Genomic DNA, 20,024 nt, shown 5'->3' on the forward strand with positions numbered 1-20,024 from the left:
TTTGAAGAAAACACGCGACATCAATCGTAGCTACCCCTCAACTACATCCGCTGAAGTCCGTGGCGTCGCGCAATTTGTCCTGGTATTGCGCAACTCAAGGCACCCAGCCGCAAGGACGGTGCCCAACTTGAGTGCAACCCGAACATGGAAAACCTGACCCCGACTCCTTCGACCGCTTCCCTCGACGTCGCCACTGAGATCGACGCCCCCTTCAAGGATGCCCCTGCGGCTCCGGAAGCTCTCAGCGATGAGTCCACCCTCCCGGCAGGAGGCTTGCCGGATCTGGCAGAAGCCGTCGAAGACGGCGCCATCGTCCTGCCAGACGAAGCCGCCCAGACCGCTCCCTTCGAAATCGAAGACGACACCCCGGACGATCAGGATCTCCCGCCGTCGTCCGATGCCGCCGCTGCTTCGTCGGCCGCTACCGAGGACCTCACGCCCGGCCCGGCCGATGAGCGCCTGCCCGGCGCACCAGATCCGTCCGACGAAGCCGCCAAAGAGTCTCCGGCCACTCCGACCAAGTCCTCCGCCCGGAAGCGCGGACGCCCTCCGAAGACGCGTGTGTTGCCTGATCTCCCGCAGCGTGCCTCCGATCCGACGGTCGTCGAGGACTGCATCGCCAAGCTGATGAAGCTCAACGGTCGGGACCTCCACACGGACATGGAGCGGGGGCATGTCCTCAACACGCTTCAGGCATCCTGCGCGGACGGAGCGGAATTTGCGAAGGTGGTTCGGAAGTGGGCACGCCTTTCCGGCAAGCAAGCCCTCAACCTGATCAACTTGACGGCGCGGTTCGGTGATCAGGTGGATCGCTGGGCCACCCTCGGCGTGACGTCCACGCATCTGAGGCACCTTGTGACGAAGCCCGACGAGTACGTCGAGGAATGCTACGCGGCATTCTCGGCGGAGGGCGTTCCGTCGACCGCGGCCTTCTCCAAGAAAGTCATGGCTGACTTCGGATCAGCCCAGCCGGAAGGTGACCTGAGGGCGGAACGCCTTGCGTTCCTGAAGGCGGCCGCGCGAAAGGCCGCGGACGACAATCTCGCCGCCTTCCTGCCGCCTCTCGAGGAACTTGCGAAGGTACTCGTCGCAGGCCTCCAGACCGGTCGCAACGGTGCCGTCCGCATTCGAAAGCCGGACCTCGCCAAGTCCGTCGCGCTCCCGGCCAGGACGGCCTGCCGGATCTTCGAAGGCTTCCTGACCCGCATGGTCCCGCAAGACAGCTTCAATGGTCTCCAGTACTACGATCGCGTGACCGTCCTCATTCCCGAACTGCAGGCTCTCCGGATCGTCCTCGCGCAGCTCAGCAGCCTCGAGCGGTGGCCGAAGCATGCCGGCGCCGAATGGATCACCGGTACCGTGTTGCCGATGGTGCGTTGGGCGATCGGCGCCGAATCCGACAGCGAACCGCCGCTGGATGCGATTCTGGACCAAGGGTCCGAGGATTTCATGATCTGCAATACGCTGCCGAAGGATTTCTCGGCAAAGCGGAGGCGCCTAGCGCAGGCACGGCGTGAAGGCACCCCGAATACGAACCCGAGCAAGACGGAAGAGCCAAGAGTAGGTCCCGGCGACGACGCCCAAGCAGCCTGATCCCGATCGGTGATCCTTGCGGGGCCAGCCGGCAGGCTGGCCCTGTTCGCCAGACCTGAGGAGGGACGAGGATGCGCAAGCGATTGGAGCCGTCGGTCGCAGCCAGCAAGCAGAGGCGATACCGCGAGAAGCAAAGGGCGGATGGCATCCCCACCGCCAACATGGTCGCGATCGCGACCTTTCGGATCCTGCTGTCGGGCAAAAGCCCGAAGGCGAAGGCCAAACGGAATGAACTCGAAGATCTGGTCACGGCATACCTCGTCGACCGTCATCCGGAGCTGACCGAGCGCGGCATCGAGCACCGCTTCGACGAGATGGTCCGGGAGGCAAGCAGGATGTGCACCTTCGGGTACTTCGACATCGACAAGCGTAACGGTGATACGGAGGATCCGACCTAGTCCCCCCGTTACTTCGTAAAACGCCGTTACCGACTGAATCGGTTGTTTCGAACTTTTAGGCCTTATCGGAACTCAAGTTCCGAAACCGTCTGATCATCCGCTCGACGGAGTGTCGGCTCACCAGAGACCCAGTGAACTGTCAGAGTATCGCCCTGGCTCCGACTCTGAGACGACGGAGGGTTGATACACGGAATGGTTGGCGTGCTACCACTACCCCATTGGACGGTCGGGGGGAATCATGACGCCATCGGTGGGGCAATTCGTACGCGTCCGCTCTCGCCGATGGTTGGTGGAGAACACTGCGCCCGATAGGCGCTTCCCGGTCGTCCGCCTCGCCTGCATCGACGACGACGCCACGGGCGAGACGGTCGAAGTTCTCTGGGATGCCGAGCTCGACGGCGAGATTCTCGGCGAGGAGGGCTGGGGCCAGATCGCCAAGCGCGGCACGGACGACCCCGCCGTCTTCTCCGCCTACCTGAAGACGCTGCGCTGGAACACCGCCACGTCGGCCGACCGCGAGCTATTCCAGGCGCCCTTCCGCGCCGGCATCCACCTCGACGCCTTCCAGCTGCTGCCGCTGCGCAAGGCGCTGAAGCTCCCCCGTGTGAACCTCCTGATCGCCGACGACGTCGGCGCCGGCAAGACGATCGAGGCGGGCCTCGTCCTCCGCGAGCTGCTGCTGCGACACCGCATCGACTTCGTGGTCGTCATGGCGCCCGCCGGCACGGTCCGGCAGTGGCAGGACGAGCTGGAGACGAAGTTTGGCCTCACCTTCACCATCGTCGATCGCGACTACCTGACGGCGCTCCGGCGCGAACGCGGCTACGGCGCCGACCCGTGGGCCTCAGGCTCGCGGTTCATCCTCTCCCACTCGCTGATCTCCGACGAGACCTATGTCGCGGGTCTGCGCGACCTCCTCGGCGAGTTCCGCGCGCGCTCCCTGCTGATCCTCGACGAGGCGCACCACGCGGCACCAGCAAGTGGCATGAAGTACGCCATCGAGAGCCAGTTCACCCGCTCCGTCCGCGCGCTCGCCGAGCGGTTCGAGCACCGCCTCTTCCTCTCCGCGACGCCGCACAACGGGCACTCCAACTCCTTCTCCGCCCTCCTGGAGATCCTCGACCCGCAGCGCTTCACCCGAGGCGTGCCGGTGCGGCCAAAGGACCTGGAGCCGGTGATGGTCCGCCGCCTGAAGTCGGACCTCCGGCACTTCGGCGAGCGCTTCCCGCTGAGAAAGGTAGAGCCGATCAGGATCGCCGGCCTTCCCGCCGCCGCGCCGGAACTCGTCCTCGCGTCCATGCTTCGGGCCTATGCCTATGCCGTCCGGGCCAAGGCGGAGGGCCTGCCGCCGCGTGAAGCCGGCTACGTGCGCCTGACCCTCGTCGGCCTGCAGCAGCGCCTCCTGTCCTCGATCGCCGCCTTCGCCCGCACCCTCGACATACATCGCAAGGGGCTGCTGAAAGCCAGGGAGACGGAGGCCGGCACATGGGCGGCCACCTCGCTCGGTGCGGCCGGCGAGATCGAGGAGGAGCCGGACGACGAGGTCGCGGCGGAGGCCCTGATCGCCCGCGACGAGGCGGACGCGGCCGAGGCGGCCGGCGTCGCCGCCGCCGCCGTCTCCGATCTCGCCATGGTCGACGAGATGCTGAAACTCGCCCGTCGCCACGCGCAGGAGCCGGACGCCCGCGTCGAGCACCTCGCCCGCTGGATCCGCGATCAGATGACCGCCGGCGGCGCCTGGACCGCGCGCCGGCTCATCCTCTTCACCGAATACGAGGACACCCGCCGCTGGCTGGAGAAGCGCCTCCTGGAAGCGCTCGACGACCTCGGCCCCGACGACCGCATCGCCTGCTACACCGGCGCGACGCCGACCGACCGCCGCGAGGAGCTGAAGCGCCGCTTCAACGCCGACCCTTCCGCCGACCCGCTCCGCATCCTGATCTGCACCGATGCCGCCCGCGAGGGCATCAATCTGCAGATGCGCTGCCACGACCTCATCCACGTCGACCTGCCCTGGAACCCCGCGCGCCTCGAACAGCGCAACGGGCGCATCGACCGCAAGCTCCAGCCCTCGCCGGTGGTCCACTGCCGCTACTTCGTCTACGAGCAGCGCGAGGAGGACGTCGTCCTGCAGGCGCTGGTCCGCAAGACCGAGAAGATCCAGGACGAGCTCGGCTCCGCCGGCCAGGTCATCGCCGAGCGGATCAACCAGCGCCTGATGCGCGACGGCATCCGCGCCGCCGGCCGGCTCGCCAAGGAGATCGAGGCCGAGGGCGCGGAAGGGGACGACCAGACCCGAACCGCCGTCGAGGAGATGGACGATGCGGTGCTGGCCCGCCGCGCCCGTCAGGCCAAGGAACTCGACGACCTCCGAGCCGTGCTGGAGGACAGCCGCAACCGCGTCGGCGTCGAGCCCAACGATCTGCGCGCCGTACTCTCGGTCGCCATGGACCGCACCGGTACCACGCTGGAGGCCCACCGCGACGCCGAGATCGAGGGCACGCCCACCTTCCGGCTCGATCCCGCCGAACCCGCCTTCCAGACCCAGGGCTGGGCGGAGGCGCTCGACGATCTCCGCATCCGCCGCCGCAAGCGGGGCGAGAGCCTCAAGGACTGGCGGCGCGACGCGCCCGTCCGCGCCTTCTCCTTCCGCCCGGCGATGACGGCCGCCGGCGTCGACGCCGAGAACGTCGTCCAGGTGCACCTGGAGCACCGGCTCGTCCGCCGGCTGCTTGCGCGCTTCATGGCCCAGGGCTTCGCCTCGGACCTGTCGCGGGCGAGCGTGGTAATCGGCCCCGGCGCCCAGCCGCGCGTCGTGCTCATCGGCCGCCTCGCCCTCTACGGCCCCGGCGCGGCGCGCCTGCACGAGGAGATGATCCTCGTCACCGCCGCCTGGACCGAGGCCGGGCGCGGCACCAAGCCCCTGAAGCCCTACGGAACGCGCGGCGAGGAGGCGACGCTCGTCCAGCTGGAGGCAGCCTTCCGCGAGGCGCGCAAACCCGCCCCGCACATCGTCGACCGCATCCGCGCCTTCGCGGCTGAGGACGCGGCGGATCTCGACGCTGAACTCAAGGCCCGCGCCGCTGCGGCCAAGGCCGAGGCGGTGAAGGACCTCGCCAAGATCGCCGAGGCCGAGGCGACCTCCCTCCAGAAGCTGCTGGAGGACCAGCGCGCGCGCATCCTGAAGGCCGATGCCGAACCGGACGACCGGCAGCTCACCTTCCTCCCCGACAAGGCCGAGGAGATCGAGCAGCGCCGCCGCGACCGCCGGCACTGGAAGACCAAACTGGACAAGCTCACGAGCGACATCGAAACCGGACCGCGCCGGGTGCGCGAGTCCTATGGCGTGGTGGCGGATCGGCTGGAGACCATCGGTCTCGTCTATCTCTGGCCGGAGGGGAACTGAGGATGGCGGGGAACGATCCGAACGAGGAATGGCTCGGCCACGTCCAGCCGGTGGGCCTGGTGGTCGCGCCGGTGGTGCTGAAGACCTACGACCTCGTGCCCGAACCCCAGACGCGCACCGACACCGAAGCGGTCAGGGCGCACCTCACCCCCGGTGATGCCGGCCCCGCGCTCGCCGACGCCTTCGCCTTCTTCGCCGACGTCCTCGGCTGGCGGCCGCGCCAGGTGGCCGGCAGCCCCGGCGGCGCGCCGATCCCGGACGAGCTGATCCTCCGCATCGACGAGAGCGACGTCGAAATCGCCCCGCACTGGGCGGTGACCAATCCCGCCGGCGGCTTCCAGATCCTTGTCCGCATCGAAGCGCCCGGCGTCGAGCCGGATCAACGCAAGGCGCTGGATGGCTGGGAGGCGACGCCGCACCAGCGGCTGGAGCGGCTCTGCAAGGAACGCCAAGTCCGCATCGGCCTCCTCGTCACCGACGCGGAGCTGCGCCTCGTCTACGCCCCGCGCGGCGAGACCAGCGGCTGGCTGCGCTTCCCGCTGCGCTCGCTCGGCGAGGTCGGCGGCCGTCCCATGCTGGGCGGCCTCAAGCTGCTGCTCTCCTCCTTCCGCCTCCACAACGACGCGCCCGAGCGGCGGCTGCCGGCTCTTCTGCAGAAGAGCCGCGACGAGCAGGCGGAGGTCTCCACCAAGCTCGCGGCGCAGGTGCTCGGCGCCCTGCATGAGCTGATGCGCGGCCTCCACGACGCCGACCGCGCCCGCCTGGAGCGGCTGGCACGGACCAACCCCGAGCACGTCTACGACGGCCTCCTCTCCGTCCTGCTCCGCCTCGTCTTCCTGCTCTACGCGGAGGACCGCGACCTCATCCCGTCCCGCACCGACACCGCCGCGCGGGCGCTCTACGACCAGGGCTACGGCGTCCGCAGCCTGCACGCGCGCCTCGCCGAGGACCGGGCGCGGCACGAACTCACCATGCACCTGCGCCGCGGCGCCTGGGCGCGGCTGCTCGCCTTATTCCGCCTCGTCCACGCCGGCGACAGCTCCGGCGACTGGATCCGCGGGCGCGGCGGCAAGCTGTTCGACCCCGCCGCCTTCCCCTTCCTGCAGGGCCAGGACGATCCTGCCGATCCGCCGAAGCCCGCCGACGTCTCGGACGAGTGCATCGCCCGGGTGCTCGACCGCCTCCTGGTGCTGTCAGGCGAGAAGCTCTCCTACCGCACGCTCGACGTGGAGCAGATCGGCAGCGTCTACGAGACCGTGATGGGCTTCACGGTGGAGACCATGGACGGTCCCGCCCTCGCCATCCGCGCCGGCAAGAACGACAAGACGCCCGTCTTCGTGAACCTCACCAAGCTCCTCGCCGCTAAGCCGGCGGACCGGGCGAAACACCTGAAGGAGGAGGCGGACCGCGGCAAGCTGCCCGACAAGGTGGACAAGGCCGTGAAGGCGGCCGGCACCATCGACGCCCTCGTCGACGCGCTCCGCCCCATCGTCGACGAGCGCGCCTCGCCGGGCGCCGCCGTCTCGGCCCCCGGCACGCCGCTCCTGCAGCCGACCGACGAGCGGCGGCGGACGGGCAGCCACTACACCCCGCGCGCGCTCACCGGCCCGATCGTGCAGCACGCGCTGGAGCCCGCCTTCGCGCGCATCGGCCCGGATGCCTCTGCGGAGGACGTGCTGTCCCTGAAGGTCTGCGACCCCGCCATGGGCTCGGGTGCCTTTCTGGTGGAGGCCTGCAGGGCGCTCGCCGACCGCCTCGTCCTCGCCTGGGCGCGCTGGCCGGAGACGCGGCCGACCATCCCACCCGACGAGGACGAGCCCCTGCACGCCCGCCGCCTCGTCGCCCAGCGCTGCCTCTACGGCGTCGACAAGAACCCGCGCGCGGTCGACCTCGCCAAGCTCTCCCTCTGGCTCGCGACCCTCGCCCGCGACCACGAGTTCACCTTCCTCGACCACGCGCTGAAATGCGGCGACAGTCTCGTCGGGCTCGACGACAAGCAGATCGCGACCCTGCATTGGGAACCGAGCAAGGCCGGCCTGCCGTTGTTCGAAAAATTCCTGGCCGAGACCGTCTCGGCCGTCGCCGACAAGCGCGTCGCCATCCAGACCGCGCCCGACGACGCCCGCCGCATCCGCCTGGAATTCCTCAACCGGGAGGCCGAGGAGCGCGCAGCCCGCGCCCGCGTCTACGGCGACGCGGTGCTCTCCGCCTACTTCGCGGAGGAGAAGCCCAAGGCGCGCGAGAAGCGGCGGCTGGAGATCGAGAACACGGTGATCCAGGGCGGCGACGCGGCCCGGGAGCAGCTCGCCGCCGCCGCGGCCAACCTGCGCAAGGGCGACCACCCGATCACGCCCTTCCACTGGCCGATCGAGTTCCCCGAGGTGTTCCGCCGCGAGCCCGCCGGCTTCGACGCAATCGTCGGCAACCCGCCCTTCGCCGGCAAGAACACCGTCATCGCCGGCAACCGCGCGCACTACCTGCCTTGGCTGCAGACCCTGCACGAGGGCGCCCACGGCAACGCCGACCTCGTCGCCCACTTCTTCCGCCGTGCCTTCGCGCTCCTGCGTCCCGACGGCGCCTTCGGCCTGATCGCCACCAACACCATCGGCCAGGGCGATACCCGCGACACCGGCCTTGCGACCCTCCTGGAGTCCGGCGGCGCGATCGCCCGCGCCACGCGCCGGCTGAAATGGCCGGGCGAGGCGGCGGTGGTGGTCAGCGTCGTCCACGTGGTGCGCGGGACGATCCGCTCGCCGATCCTCGACGGCCGGCAGGTGCCGCGCATCTCCGCCTATCTGGTCGCCGGCGACCTCGACCGCTCGCCGGCCCGGCTGGCGGCCAACGCCCGCAAGGCGTTCCAGGGCTCCATCGTCCTCGGGATGGGCTTCACCTTCGACGACGTCGCGGCGGCGAAGGGCGAGGCGGAGAGCCTCGACACCATGCGGGCGCTGATCGCGAAGGATCCACGGAATGCGGAGCGGATCTTTCCGTATATCGGTGGCGAGGAGATCACGACTTCTCCTACCCAATCGCATCACCGTTACGTGATAGACTTCTTTGACCGCCCGCTCGGTCGTCGCAAAGATCTAAACAACTGGGCGATGACGCCGCCCCAAATGCGTGAACATTGTTTGGCGCGCGGCTTTGTTCCTCTCGATTATTCATGTGAAGTTGCGGAAGACTGGCCCGACCTAATTGAAATCCTACGGCTTCGTGTGAAACCTGAACGTGATAGACAAACGCGGGATGCCCGTAGGGAAAGATGGTGGCAGTACGCAGAAAAGAGTGCTGGCCTGTACAAAGCGATAGCGCCGCTAGAGCGGCTACTAGTTAACTCCAGCAAGGCCACTCCGCATCATGCATTTATCTTCCTCAAAAAAGGTTTTGTCTATTCGCAGAATCTCAACGTATTCGCACTCGATCGGTCATCTAAATTTTCCGTCATGCAATCTCGGATCCATGAAGTATGGGGCCGGTTCGTCGGAACAACCATGAAGGATGACTACACTTACACGAAAGATGACTGCTTCGAGACCTTCCCCTTTCCGCCCGGCATCGAGACCTCTCCCACCCTAGAAGCCGCGGGGCAGGCCTATCACGACTTCCGGGCCGCGCTCATGGTCGAGAACGACCAGGGCATGACCAAGACCTACAACCGCTTCCACGATTCGCTGGAGCGCTCGCCCGGCATCCTGCGCCTGCGCGACCTCCACGCCGACATGGACCGTGCGGTGCTCGCCGCCTACGGCTGGGACGATCTCGCCGCCCGCGCCGAGCCCGTCTTCCTCGAAAAGCCGGCCGACGAGAACGGCAAGGGCTACAAGCCCGGCGAGCCGGAGGACGACCACACCTACCAAGGCCGCCTGTTCTGGCCCTCCGACTTCCGCGACGAAGTCCTCGCCCGCCTCCTCGCCCTCAACGCCGAACGCGCGGCGGCGGAGAAGGCGGCGGGGCTGGTGGCGGCCGGCTCACCGGAGGATGACGACAGCGACGACGGGGAGGAAGCGTGAGCCTATTGTCCCGACTTCCCTTTGCCTTCCAGCAGGTCGTTCAGCGACGCCACACCCTCGTGCTCGAGCAAGGTATCGAGCCGCATATCGGCGCGACGACCCTCGGCGAAATCACTGCCATATGTCCCGCGCAGAGTGCGGACCAGCGTGTCACCACGCTTGGCGCGCGTTTGCCCGTCATCGTTCCGTTGCCGGCCGTTCAGGCCCGGCTGCTTCGATCGCGGCATGTCCATCAATCCAGTCTACAATTTAGTAAGGGAGTGCAACATAATCTTGCAATTCCCGTTTCGCAAGATATGTCTTCCGCGATGGAGGATGGAGCTATGGCCCAAGTGCTCATCGGTCAGCGCCTGAAGGCGCTCCGGGAAGAACGCCACCTCACGCAGGACGACCTCGCGCAGATGTTTGGCTTCAACGACCGCCAGACGGTCTCGTCGATCGAGAAGGGGGACCGCAAGCTCTCGGCCGTGGAACTGCTGACGGCGGTGCGTGCGCTGAACGTCGAACTCGATTATTTCACCGACCCCTTCCGTCTTGTCAGTGGCGAGGGACGGTTCAACTGGCGCCAATCGGGGGTCCTGTCCCCTCGGCTGGACGCCTATGAGACGATCGCCGGGCGACTGATCGCCGCTTATCGAGTCCTGCGCGACGACGTCGGCGAGAAGCCGGCGCTCATGCGCGCCACTCTCACCTTGTCGAAGAACCCCCGTTTTGAGGATGCCGAGGCGGCGGGCGAACGTTTTGCGGCCGAGTACGACCTCGGTGAAGCCCCGGCGCTGCGGCTGGCGGAGGCGATGGAAAGCAGGCTCTCCGTTCTCGTGCTGATGGTGGACCCGAACGACGATGGGATTTCCGGCGCCGCCTGTCGTCTAACGGATCTCGACGTGGTCCTGATCAATCGCAACGAAGTGCCGGGCCGGCGCCATTTCGACCTCGCGCACGAACTGTTCCACGTCCTCACCTGGGAGGCGATGCCGCCTGATCGGACGGAGGACACATCCGAAACCGCGAAGCGCTCGCGAGTCGAGCAACTGGCGGACTGCTTCGCCGGCGGATTGCTGATGCCGCGACGCATCGTCGAGGCGGCAGCGGATTGGAAGGCGATCGGTGCCGATGCGCTGCCGGCCACGCTCAACGGGACGGCCGAACGTCTCGGCGTGACTTCTGTGGCGCTGAAATGGCGACTGGTCTCGCTCGGGCTACTCAGCAAAGCGACCGCTGAACTCGTTCCGGGCGACGCCTTGCGCAACAACGGTCGCATCGGCGGGCTGTTCGCCGAGGACGCCCAACGCGAGTTTCCACCGCTGTTCTCGCGCCGGTTCGTCGAGATCGTCGCCCGCGCGATCGACGAGGGCCGCGTCTCGACGCGAAAGGTCGCAAGTCTCCTCGGCGTGGCGGTCGACGATCTTGACCCGCTCTTCGCTCAGCACGGCGTGCCGGCGCCGTACGAGATTTGAGGCTGCCGTGGCGCGGTTGCGAGAAACCATCCTGGTCGACACCAACGTCCTCATCGAGGCGTGGCGGATCGACGGATGGCGCGCGCTACGCGGCGGATACGCTCTTGAGACGGTGGGGGAATGCGTGATCGAAACCCAGACCGGCTTTCAGCAGCGTAAGCCGGAACAGCGTATCGACGACGCTGAGCTCCGCGCAGGGCTCAAGGCGATCCATGTCGTATCTGATGTGGAGCGCGCCTCTGCGCATGTTCGTGACCCTGAGATCGCTTTTCTCGACCTGGGCGAGAAGGCACTTTGGGCCCATGCGCTGGCGCGGACGGACGCCTGGGTCCTATGCGGCCCAGACAAGGCGAGCCTGCGCATCGGCGTTCGAGCCGGCCTCTCCGATCGGCTTGTGTCCTTGGAGCGCCTCCTCAACGACGCTGGCCACCGCCCGAAGACGCAGCTGAAGACCGCGTACACGAAAGACTGGCTGAGCCGCACGCTCGCCGCACTCGCGCTGCGTGAAGGAAAATTCGCGTGATTGACCCGACCTCCCCCACCGCCGTCCGCGCGCGCCTCGTCGACACCCTGCGGCGCGACCTGATCGGTCCGGGACCGCGGGACGCGGATCTTTCGGACGAGCGGCTCAAGGACAACCCCTCGCGCTGGTATCTCACCGGCTTCCTCGTGCCCGCCCCGCTCGACGGCACCGAGGACGAGATCGCGCTGGAAGAGCCCGGCGACATGGCGACCACCGAGGACGAGGGCGCCGATCCCGAGACCGGCGCCGCCCGCGCCGCCGACGACGCCGCGCCCGACGATCCCGCCCCGCGCCGTCCGCTCGCGCCTTCCTCCTGCGGCCTCACGGTGCTGGTCGACGCCAGAGCGACGACGGTGGATGTCACCGTCACCTGGGGCGACTACGTCACCGAGCCACCGCTGCCGCCGGAGGTCTTCGAGGACGAGAAGGCCGCCTACGATCCGAAGCACCAGACCGTCGAGTGGCACCGCAAGCCCGGGCGCGCTATCGTCACCCTGCCGATCCCGAAGCCCGGCGAGCGCGTGGGCCGCACGCTGGAGGGCTCCGGCGGCCGCCAGGGCCCGCGCGGCGGCGGTCTCGTCGTCGAGGCCTTCGCGCGGCCCTATCGGCTCGACTGCGCCAACGGCAGCAAGGCCGACGTGGTGGCGCTCACGGTCATGGTCGTCAACCGCCGCGACCCCGCCCGCCGCCGCTTCGCCGACGTCACCTTCGCCTTCCAGGTACGGCTTGAGGTGCGCAGCGCCCTGCCGCTCTTCCCGCGCACCGACATGACCGGCTTCGGCTCCGCCGACCCGGACGCCGCCACTGCCGACCTGCACTATCGCGACGTCGCCGAATACGCCGTCGGCAACGCCACCTCAGCCGGCTGGACCCCGGACGACGACGGCGTCGTGCGCGCCGCCCACACCGACTTCCTACCTGCCGCCGAGGTGGAGCGCGTCGAGCCGAACGAGACCATCGCCGCCACTTTCGGCATGGAGGCGCTGGCAAGCCTCGCCGCCGGCGACCCCGCCGCCCTTTCCGCCGCGCTCGCCGGCCTGCCGCACGCCTATCGCGCCTGGATCGAGGCCGAGACCGGAAAGGTGCCCGCCATCGACGGCGCCCCGCGCCGCAAGACGGCCGATGCCCTGCTCACCGCCGCCCGCCGCGCCCACGGCCGCATCCAGGCCGGCATCGACCTGCTTGCCCGAGACAAGTGGGCGCGTCTCGCCTTTCGCGCCATGAACGAGGCCGTCGCCCGCGCCGCTCGCCGCCGCAACGCCGGCCGTACGAAGAAACCGGAGGACATGGATCCGCCGACCTGGCGCCCGTTCCAGCTCGCCTTCGTCCTTCTCAACCTGCCGGGCCTGAAAGATAAGCTCCACGACGATCGCGAACTCGTGGACCTCCTGTTCTTCCCGACCGGCGGCGGCAAGACCGAGGCTTATCTGGGCCTTGCCGCCTGGACCATCGCCCACCGCCGGCTCACCGCCTCTGGCCGGCTCGGCGCCGGCGTCGCGGTGCTGATGCGCTACACGCTCCGCCTCCTCACCCTCGACCAGCTCGCCCGCGCCGCCGGCGTCGTCTGCGCGCTCGAACTGATGCGCGGCGAGCCCGCCTGGACGGACGGCAAGACGCCGCTCCTCGGCGACTGGCCGATCGAGATCGGCCTCTGGGTCGGCTCCGCCGCCTCGCCCAACCGGCTCGGCAAGAAGGGCGACGGCAAGCCGGACACGGCCGTCTCGCGCGTCCACCGCTTTAAGGCCTCGGGCCGGGAGGCGCCCGCGCCGATCAAGGCTTGTCCCTGGTGCGCCGAACCCTTCACGGCCGACAGCTTCGCCTGCACGCCGACGGCGATGGCGCCCAAGAACATGGAGATCCGCTGCACCAACCCGGACTGCGACTTCACCGGCGCCCGTCCGCTACCGATCCTGACCGTCGACGAAGCGATCTACCGCCGTCTCCCCGCCTTCGTGATCGCCACCGTCGACAAATTCGCCGGCCTGCCCTGGCTCGGCGAGGCCGGTGCCTTCTTCGGCCACGTGAACCGCACCGACGAATGGGGCTTCTACGGCGCCAACGACGCGCCCGGCGACGGCAAGCCACTCGGCAACGGCCACACGCTGGACCCGCCGGACCTCATCATTCAGGACGAGCTCCATCTCATCAGCGGTCCGCTCGGCACCGTCGCTGCGCTTTACGAGGTTGCGCTCGACCGTCTCGCGACCCGCTTCATGATGGGCAGGCGCATCCGGCCGAAGATCGTCGCCTCCACGGCCACCGTCCGCCGCGCCTCGGCGCAGATCCGCGCGCTTTTCGACCGCGCGACGACCGAGATCTTCCCGCCGCCCGGCCCCGACCGCCGCGACAGCTTCTTCGCCCGGACCGTGCCGCCGTCCGAGAAGCCCGCGCGCCTCTATCTCGGCCTCGCCGCCGCCGGCAAGGGCCCGAAGCTCGTCTTCCTGCGCACGCTCACCTCGATGCTCGCCGCCGCGCAGAAGGAGGCCGACGACGGCAACGAGGCCGACGCCTACATGACCGCACTCGGCTACTTCAACGCGCTGCGCGAACTCGGCGGCGCACGCCGCATCGTCGAGGACGAGGTGCGCACGCGTCTCGCCACCTACGGCATGGAGCGCCGCCGCCTCCACCCGGCCGACCAGCCCTTCGCCGACCGTCGCCTCCGCGACGTGCTCGAACTCACCTCGCGCGAGAGCACCGACAAGGTCGCCGCCGCCAAAGACGCGCTCGCCATACAGGCGGCGGCCAAGAACGGCGTCGACGTCGCGCTCGCCACCAACATGATCTCCGTCGGCCTCGACATCACGCGTCTCGGCCTGATGCTGATGCAGGGCCAGCCGAAGTCCGCCTCGGAATACATCCAGGCGTCGAGCCGCGTCGGCCGCGACGGCGGCAGGCCGGGTCTGGTGCTCACGCTCCTCAACGCGCAGAAGCCGCGCGACCGCCTGCACTACGAAAAATTCCGCCAGTTCCACGCCGCCTTCTACCGCGTGGTGGAGCCGACGAGCGTCACGCCTTGGGCGGCCCGCGCCATCGACCGCGCCCTCGCAGCCGTCGTCGTCGCCTGCGTCCGACACCTCCATCCGGACCTCACGCCAGAGAAGAGCGCCGTGGAGATGCCGGACCACGTCAAGGCCGAGGAGATCGTCGAAGTTATCCTCGCCCGCGCACCGGCGGACGCCGTCGTCGGCGGCCATCCGGCGTTGCGAACGATTGTCGAAGACTTGCTCGCGACGTGGAAGCGATTGGCCGAGGACAGAGCCATTCACGGAGAGACGCTCTTCTACGGCCATCCGGGATCCCACGCGCTGCTGCACCAGCCGCTCGACCCATTGCTCCGCAGCCTCGACCCCGCCCTCGAAACCTTCAAGGCGGGCCGCTCGATGCGGGATGTCGAGCACGCCTCGGCGCTCAAGATCGTCGACAACTTCGGCAAAGAACTCACGGCCTGAGGAGCGCATGGCAAAAGACCACGTTCGCATGGGGCAGGTCGTCGGCCTGTTCGGGCCGGGTGCCATGATGGACCTGCCGGACCGTTCGGTGCTCGTCATGGGCCTCGACCACTGGGAGGCCTTCGGCCCGAAGCCCTTCGAATCGATCGAGGAGCCTCGACTGGCGCAGCTCCTGGAACGCCGGCTCGCGGGCGGCGACGACAAGCGCATCGCCGGCGACAAGCCGGTCAGCTTCCGCACGCCGCCCATCGACCCCGGCGATCCGCGCCAGTCGTCGCCAGCGATCAAGGCACGCGTCTTCCCCGAATGGTTCGCCTGCGACGCCATCCCCGGCGATCCGCCCAACCGCCGCCGCATCGTCCGCTTCAGCGATCTCGAAGCGCCGAAGCGGCTGGACTGGAAGGGCGACGACGGCAAAAAGCGCCGCGTGTCGCCTCTGCGGTTCGTCTGCGGCTGCGAGACCGGGCACCTCCAGGACATCGAATGGCGCCGTGTCGTCCATGCGCGGCAGTCGGGTGAGGCAGGTGCATGTCGCAAACCGATGTGGCTCGAAGACGCCGGAACGAGCGCCGACCCGCGCGACACACGGATCGTCTGCGACTGCGGCGCGAAGCTCTCCCTCGAAGATCTCTTCCAGCCCGGCCGGCTCGGCCCCTGCGGCGGCAAGCGCCCCTGGCTCAGTTCGGATGATCCCGCCGGATGCGACAAGTCGCTTCGGCTGCTGACGCGAAGCGCGACGAACACTTACTTCCCCCAAGTGGTCCGCGTAATTTCGCTGCCCGAATCGAACGACGCCCTGGAGAAGGCGCTCGATGCCGTCTGGTCGGAGGTCAGCAAGTGCGGGTCCGTCGCGGAAGTAGCGATGGCCAAGAAATTCAATCCGACGGTCGCGGCCAACCTCGGTCCCTTCGCCGACGATGAGATCTTCGCACGCATCGAAACCCGGAAAGCGGGGTCCGGGTCCGGTTCTCGGGATCTCCAACAGAACCCGAGGATCGCTGAGTTCCAGCTCCTCGCCAGCGGCCGGAAGCTCATCGGTGAGAACCGGCCCGATGCCCGCCTGCACGCCGAGACCCTCGACCGCAGTGTCTGGGATCCCAAGCGCGATCCGATGCTCACGGCGATCAAGGACCTCGTCGCCGTCCACCGCCTGCGCGAGGTTTCCTGTCTCTACGGGTTCACCCGCTTCGAGCCGGCCCCGCTGGCTGACGACGGCGTCGAGGACGTCGGCCTTGCCGTAAACGGTGCGCCGCTTGGCGAGAACCCGGACTGGCTGCCGGCCGTCGAACAGTTCGGCGAGGGCTTTTTCATCCGCCTCGATCCGGACGAGCTCGCCAAATGGGCAGCACGCCCGAAGGTGCAGGAACGCCGTGCGACGATCGAGGGCGGCCTGAAGGCATGGAGCCGGGCCCGACGCGCCCGCGGCGCATCCGACAAGATCGCCTGGGAAGGCGAGCATATCGAATTCACGATGGCGCACAGCCTCTCACACGCGCTGATGAACGAGGTCGCCATCGATTGCGGCTACCCGGCGAGCTCCCTCAAGGAGCGCCTCTATTTGCTCCCCGCTCTTCCCGGCGATCCGAAAGAATGCGGCATCCTGATCTACACCGCGAGCGCAGGGAACCAGGGCACGCTGGGCGGCTTGGTCGAAGTGACCCGGCGGTTTCCAGCGGTCATGGCGTCGGCGCTGGCACGCCTCGGCCTCTGTTCGGGCGACCCGATCTGCGCCGACCACGATCCGACGAAGGCCGCCGAAGATCGCGCCCTTCACGGCGCGGCCTGCCATGGCTGCCTGCTGGTCGCCGAAACCAGCTGCGAACAGCGGAACGTCTTCCTGGACCGGAGTCTGCTCGTCGAAACGATCGCGGCGCAGGGGGCCAGCTTGTTTTGATCTGCCTTCCCTACCGTTCCACCGGCCTGCGCCCTCTCGTCCGCTTCCGGCCCGCCATCTTGTCGAAGTTCAGCCCCCGGAACACGGAGTAGTCGACTTCCGGTTCGAGCGGCGCGCGGGCGATCTCGCGCGCCCTAAGCTCCGAGATGGCCTTGAAGCCGTAGATGTCGTGCTCCGCGTCGAGCTTGTGGCCGACCTGGATCTTGCGGTCGCGGGCGTCGACCTTCTGGTCGCGCATGAGTTCGATCTGGCCGCCGCGGAAGGAGTGGAACACCTCCTTCCGATTGCCCTTGATTCCGGCTTTCCGGAACAACCGCTGCATATAGGAGCTGGCGCTCTTGCTCGGATCGGCGAGGCTGGTGAGCGTCGGGAACAGGAACTGCTCGCCTTGGCGTATCGCCCAATCGATGAAACCGATTTCCCGGAGAAAATCGTGGAGCACGAAGAAGGTCGTGCTGTGCTCGTTCTTGATCGGGACCCGCTCCCACCGGCCCTTTTCGTTCAGAACGATCCCGCTGGTCTGCGCCACGAAGACGCCCTGGTACTTCTCACGGATGTCGTTGCCCTGAAGGAAGGTCAGGAGGCCGAGGCGCCGGCCAGTCAAGTCGCCGAGCAGCGGAAGCATGGCTTCGTCGAGAAGGCCGCCAGCGACGCCGGTGCGGAAGAGTCGGTTGCGCTGGTCGAAGCTGAGAGGTTCCGTCGATTGGCGCGGAGCGGCCGTGGCAGGGTATTCGAGCCTCGCCCCCAGGAAGGGATCAGGATAGCCGTACTCGGCCGTCTTCGAGCGGATGATGGTGCGGGCGATCGTCACATAACCGTCTTCGAGGGCTGAGCGGGTGATGGGCTTATGTTTGAGGTCTGCGTTATCCGCGAGTATATCCAGCGGGGATTGGCCGTCGGGGCGATGACGGACGAGTGCGGGCCAGTGGGCCATCTTGGCGATGTAGGCCTGAAGGTCGGCCGCCTCATAGGTGTCGACCGGGTGGTCTCCGATCAAGGCGAAGAAGATGGCCATGCGCGACCGCGCTGTCTCGAGGGTTTTGTGGCCCTTGCCGAGTTTGATCTCGCGCTGGCTATAATACTCCTCCGCGACCTCGCTGAGCTTCGGCAGGTCCGAGGCCCTTCGCGCCACCGTCCGGCGGTCGAGCTTGAAGGCCGGGACGATCTTTCCGGTTTCGTCGCGATGGACGCGTGGCGTCCTGGCCTGCTGCGGCGCGACAGCCGGGGTCGTGCTCTCGTGCGGAGAAACCGGGACCGTTACCGAGGCGTTCGGTGGGTCCGTGGGGCTCTCTTTGTCGATGCCGGTAGCGGGCGATGCGAACGCGACGAAACGCGCCGAGTTGGCGATGGCGTCCGCCCGGTTCGGCGGTGGAGCCACAGGCCTCTCGGCTACCGTGTCAGCCCGTTCCGCCCCGATCCTCAAGTCCTTCGCCAGACGAGCGTTCGCCTGATCCCGCAGGAGGGCTGCGTTCTCGACGATCAGGGGGTTTCCGGCCTCGCCCTTCGCAAGCTCGCGACCGAGCAGGACGTGCTGCCGAAGACCGGCGAGGGCGGAGACCTGGGCGGGCGGCGGCTCCGCGGGGTTGGACAGGAGGCCGTGGTGGGCTTTCAGAAAGCCCTTCAGCTCGGCAGCCGCCAGGGCGGCCGCCTCATCGTCGACGGGCAGTGGCATAGCCTCTTCGCCATCACCTGATGTCGTCATCCGTCCCACTCTGATCTGGCGAATGCGCTCGCGGGCCAGCGCCGCCAGCGTCTCGGCCCTGAGCCGCGCGTCCCGCGCGGTCAAGGCCCCGAGGCCGATCCTGACGACCCGGCCGGGCGTGCCGCCGATGTCGACGGGCAGTCTGATCTGAAAAAGATAAACGGAGCCTTGGCGCACGAGATAGCGACCGGGCGCAGCGGCGGACCGGTCAGCGCCCGACCGCCTGCGGGACGCCGTGGAGGGCATCGCCTCGGACGCCGAAACGGGCCGGGTGCGCGATACATCCAACGATACTTCGGGCGATACAACGCCGTTCAGGTCACCGTCGTACACCACCTCGGCACTCCCGGTCAGGGAGCGGCAGGAGAGAAATTCCTGATGCCGAACAGGTGGTTACGCTTAACTGGGAGAGAGTCCCGGGGAAATGGCGGAGAGGGAGGGATTCGAACCCCCGATACCCTTGCGAGTATGCCGCATTTCGAGTGCGGTGCATTCGACCACTCTGCCACCTCTCCGCGGTGCCTGGGGACGTGTCCCGGTCGAAGGCGGCGGATAGATACATGGGGGGCGGGCGGGGTTCAAGGGGGGATCGGAAAATTCGCCGGGATCGCGGCCACGCACGCGCGGAACCGAGGCGAGCACCGGCCCGGCAGGGCGTTCGATGCCGGCGGGGACGGCCGTGATCGCGCCCGGCAGGGGCCGCGCGCAGCCGACAGGACCGTCGGCCGGGCGGAACGGAAGCGGACCGCCGCGCCGGAATCCGTCAGCATCCCGCCCGAAACGGGAACGGGACCGCGGCCAGCCACGTTCGTAGCCGCATGAGCGAGACCACCGACATCCCCGAAACCGTCCTCGTGGTCGAGGACGACGTCATCGTCCGCCTGGTGCTGGCGGACTATCTGCGGCTCTGCGGCTACCGCGTGTTCGAGGCGACCGACGGCGACGAGGCGATGACCGTGCTCGGCCATCCCGACTGGTCGGTCGACGTGGTGCTGACGGCGCTGACCCCCGGCAACGAACGGCCGGGCTTCCTGCTCGCCGAGCGGATCCGCCGTGTCCACGCCGGCGTCGAGGTGATCCTGGCACGATCGCCCTCCGGCGCCGTCAAGGCCGCCGGCGACCTCTGCGAGCGCGGCCCCGATCACGAGAAGCCCTATGATCCCCGCCTCGCCGTGGAACGCATCCGCCTGCTGCGGCGCGGGCCGACGACCCGGCCGTTCGACCGCCCGGCGGCCTGATACCAGTCTCGCGAATTCCCGACTCGTCCGGACTCTGCGAGGTTTCGGCCAGCCGGTCGGCGCCCGATCGGGCGCTCCTCGCCCGAAAAGCTCCGACCGGCGGTCGGCACTGGGCAGGCTCGGTACGAGGTCCCCGCGCGACCGGCGCCACCTTGTCCGCGACGCGTGACGCCCTGACGCCCCCGTGCGAAGCCCGCTCCCGCCCCGGGAGGAACCCGTGGCCGCCGCCCGCTCCGGCATCCGCCGGCCGCGCCCACCGACTTTCACGACGGCCAGCGCCGCCAAACCGTGCCGGAATCCACCCAGTGCCGGCCAGTGTTCATGTCACGTTCTCCTCACCTCGGCCAAATC

At 68.3% G+C, this 20,024-nt stretch carries 11 protein-coding genes and 1 tRNA gene; 9 read left to right on the plus strand and 3 right to left on the minus strand.

From position 1 onward, the window contains the following. The first annotated feature begins 144 nt into the window (after positions 1 to 144). The 4 genes from EDD54_RS14145 (at position 145) to EDD54_RS23675 (ending at position 9,407) form a co-directional block, all read left to right on the plus strand. The gene (locus EDD54_RS14145) at positions 145 to 1,593 is read left to right on the plus strand and encodes a hypothetical protein (RefSeq protein WP_126540226.1); all 1,449 of its coding nucleotides are present in this window, start codon (positions 145 to 147) and stop codon (positions 1,591 to 1,593) included. A 71-nt stretch (positions 1,594 to 1,664) separates the two neighbouring features. Then, the gene (locus EDD54_RS14150) at positions 1,665 to 1,991 is read left to right on the plus strand and encodes a hypothetical protein (RefSeq protein WP_126540228.1); all 327 of its coding nucleotides are present in this window, start codon (positions 1,665 to 1,667) and stop codon (positions 1,989 to 1,991) included. Between the two features lie 238 nt (positions 1,992 to 2,229). Next, entirely contained in the window at positions 2,230 to 5,397 is a 3,168-nt protein-coding gene (gene drmD, locus EDD54_RS14155; protein WP_126540230.1) for a DISARM system SNF2-like helicase DrmD, read from the plus strand. Between the two features lie 2 nt (positions 5,398 to 5,399). After that, positions 5,400 to 9,407 (plus strand): Eco57I restriction-modification methylase domain-containing protein, encoded by a 4,008-nt coding sequence (locus EDD54_RS23675; RefSeq protein WP_207620213.1) that lies wholly within the window; start codon positions 5,400 to 5,402, stop codon positions 9,405 to 9,407. 2 nt (positions 9,408 to 9,409) lie between these two features. Here the strand turns inward: EDD54_RS23675 and EDD54_RS14165 are convergent, their stop codons facing one another. Beyond that, on the minus strand, positions 9,410 to 9,634 hold the full coding sequence (locus tag EDD54_RS14165; RefSeq protein WP_126540232.1) for a hypothetical protein: 225 nt from the start codon (positions 9,632 to 9,634) through the stop codon (positions 9,410 to 9,412). A gap of 96 nt (positions 9,635 to 9,730) precedes the next feature. Between EDD54_RS14165 and EDD54_RS14170 the strand changes: the two genes are divergently transcribed. Genes EDD54_RS14170 through drmB form a run of 4 tightly spaced genes read left to right on the plus strand, consistent with a single transcriptional unit; the run spans position 9,731 to position 16,733 of the window. Further along, on the plus strand, positions 9,731 to 10,864 hold the full coding sequence (locus EDD54_RS14170; protein ID WP_165644300.1) for an XRE family transcriptional regulator: 1,134 nt from the start codon (positions 9,731 to 9,733) through the stop codon (positions 10,862 to 10,864). Positions 10,865 to 10,871: 7 nt separating this feature from the next. Further along, positions 10,872 to 11,387, plus strand: a complete 516-nt coding sequence (locus tag EDD54_RS14175; RefSeq protein WP_126540236.1) for a hypothetical protein — start codon at positions 10,872 to 10,874, stop codon at positions 11,385 to 11,387. Next, on the plus strand, positions 11,384 to 14,839 hold the full coding sequence (gene drmA, locus EDD54_RS14180) for a DISARM system helicase DrmA (RefSeq protein WP_245515774.1): 3,456 nt from the start codon (positions 11,384 to 11,386) through the stop codon (positions 14,837 to 14,839). The genes EDD54_RS14175 and drmA overlap by 4 nt, the downstream gene beginning before the upstream one ends. 7 nt (positions 14,840 to 14,846) lie before the next feature. Then, positions 14,847 to 16,733 (plus strand): DUF1998 domain-containing protein, encoded by a 1,887-nt coding sequence (gene drmB, locus EDD54_RS14185; RefSeq protein ID WP_126540238.1) that lies wholly within the window; start codon positions 14,847 to 14,849, stop codon positions 16,731 to 16,733. Between the two features lie 10 nt (positions 16,734 to 16,743). Here the strand turns inward: drmB and EDD54_RS14190 are convergent, their stop codons facing one another. Beyond that, positions 16,744 to 18,768, minus strand: coding sequence for a site-specific integrase (locus EDD54_RS14190; protein ID WP_126540240.1), 2,025 nt, complete (start codon positions 18,766 to 18,768; stop codon positions 16,744 to 16,746). 92 nt (positions 18,769 to 18,860) lie between these two features. Beyond that, a tRNA-Ser gene (locus EDD54_RS14195) sits at positions 18,861 to 18,950 on the minus strand. 303 nt (positions 18,951 to 19,253) lie between these two features. Between EDD54_RS14195 and EDD54_RS14200 the strand changes: the two genes are divergently transcribed. Then, the gene (locus EDD54_RS14200; RefSeq protein ID WP_126540242.1) at positions 19,254 to 19,673 is read left to right on the plus strand and encodes a response regulator; all 420 of its coding nucleotides are present in this window, start codon (positions 19,254 to 19,256) and stop codon (positions 19,671 to 19,673) included. Positions 19,674 to 20,024 lie beyond the last annotated feature (351 nt).

The sequence above is a fragment of the Oharaeibacter diazotrophicus genome, assembly GCF_004362745.1.
Lineage (GTDB): Bacteria > Pseudomonadota > Alphaproteobacteria > Rhizobiales > Pleomorphomonadaceae > Oharaeibacter > Oharaeibacter diazotrophicus.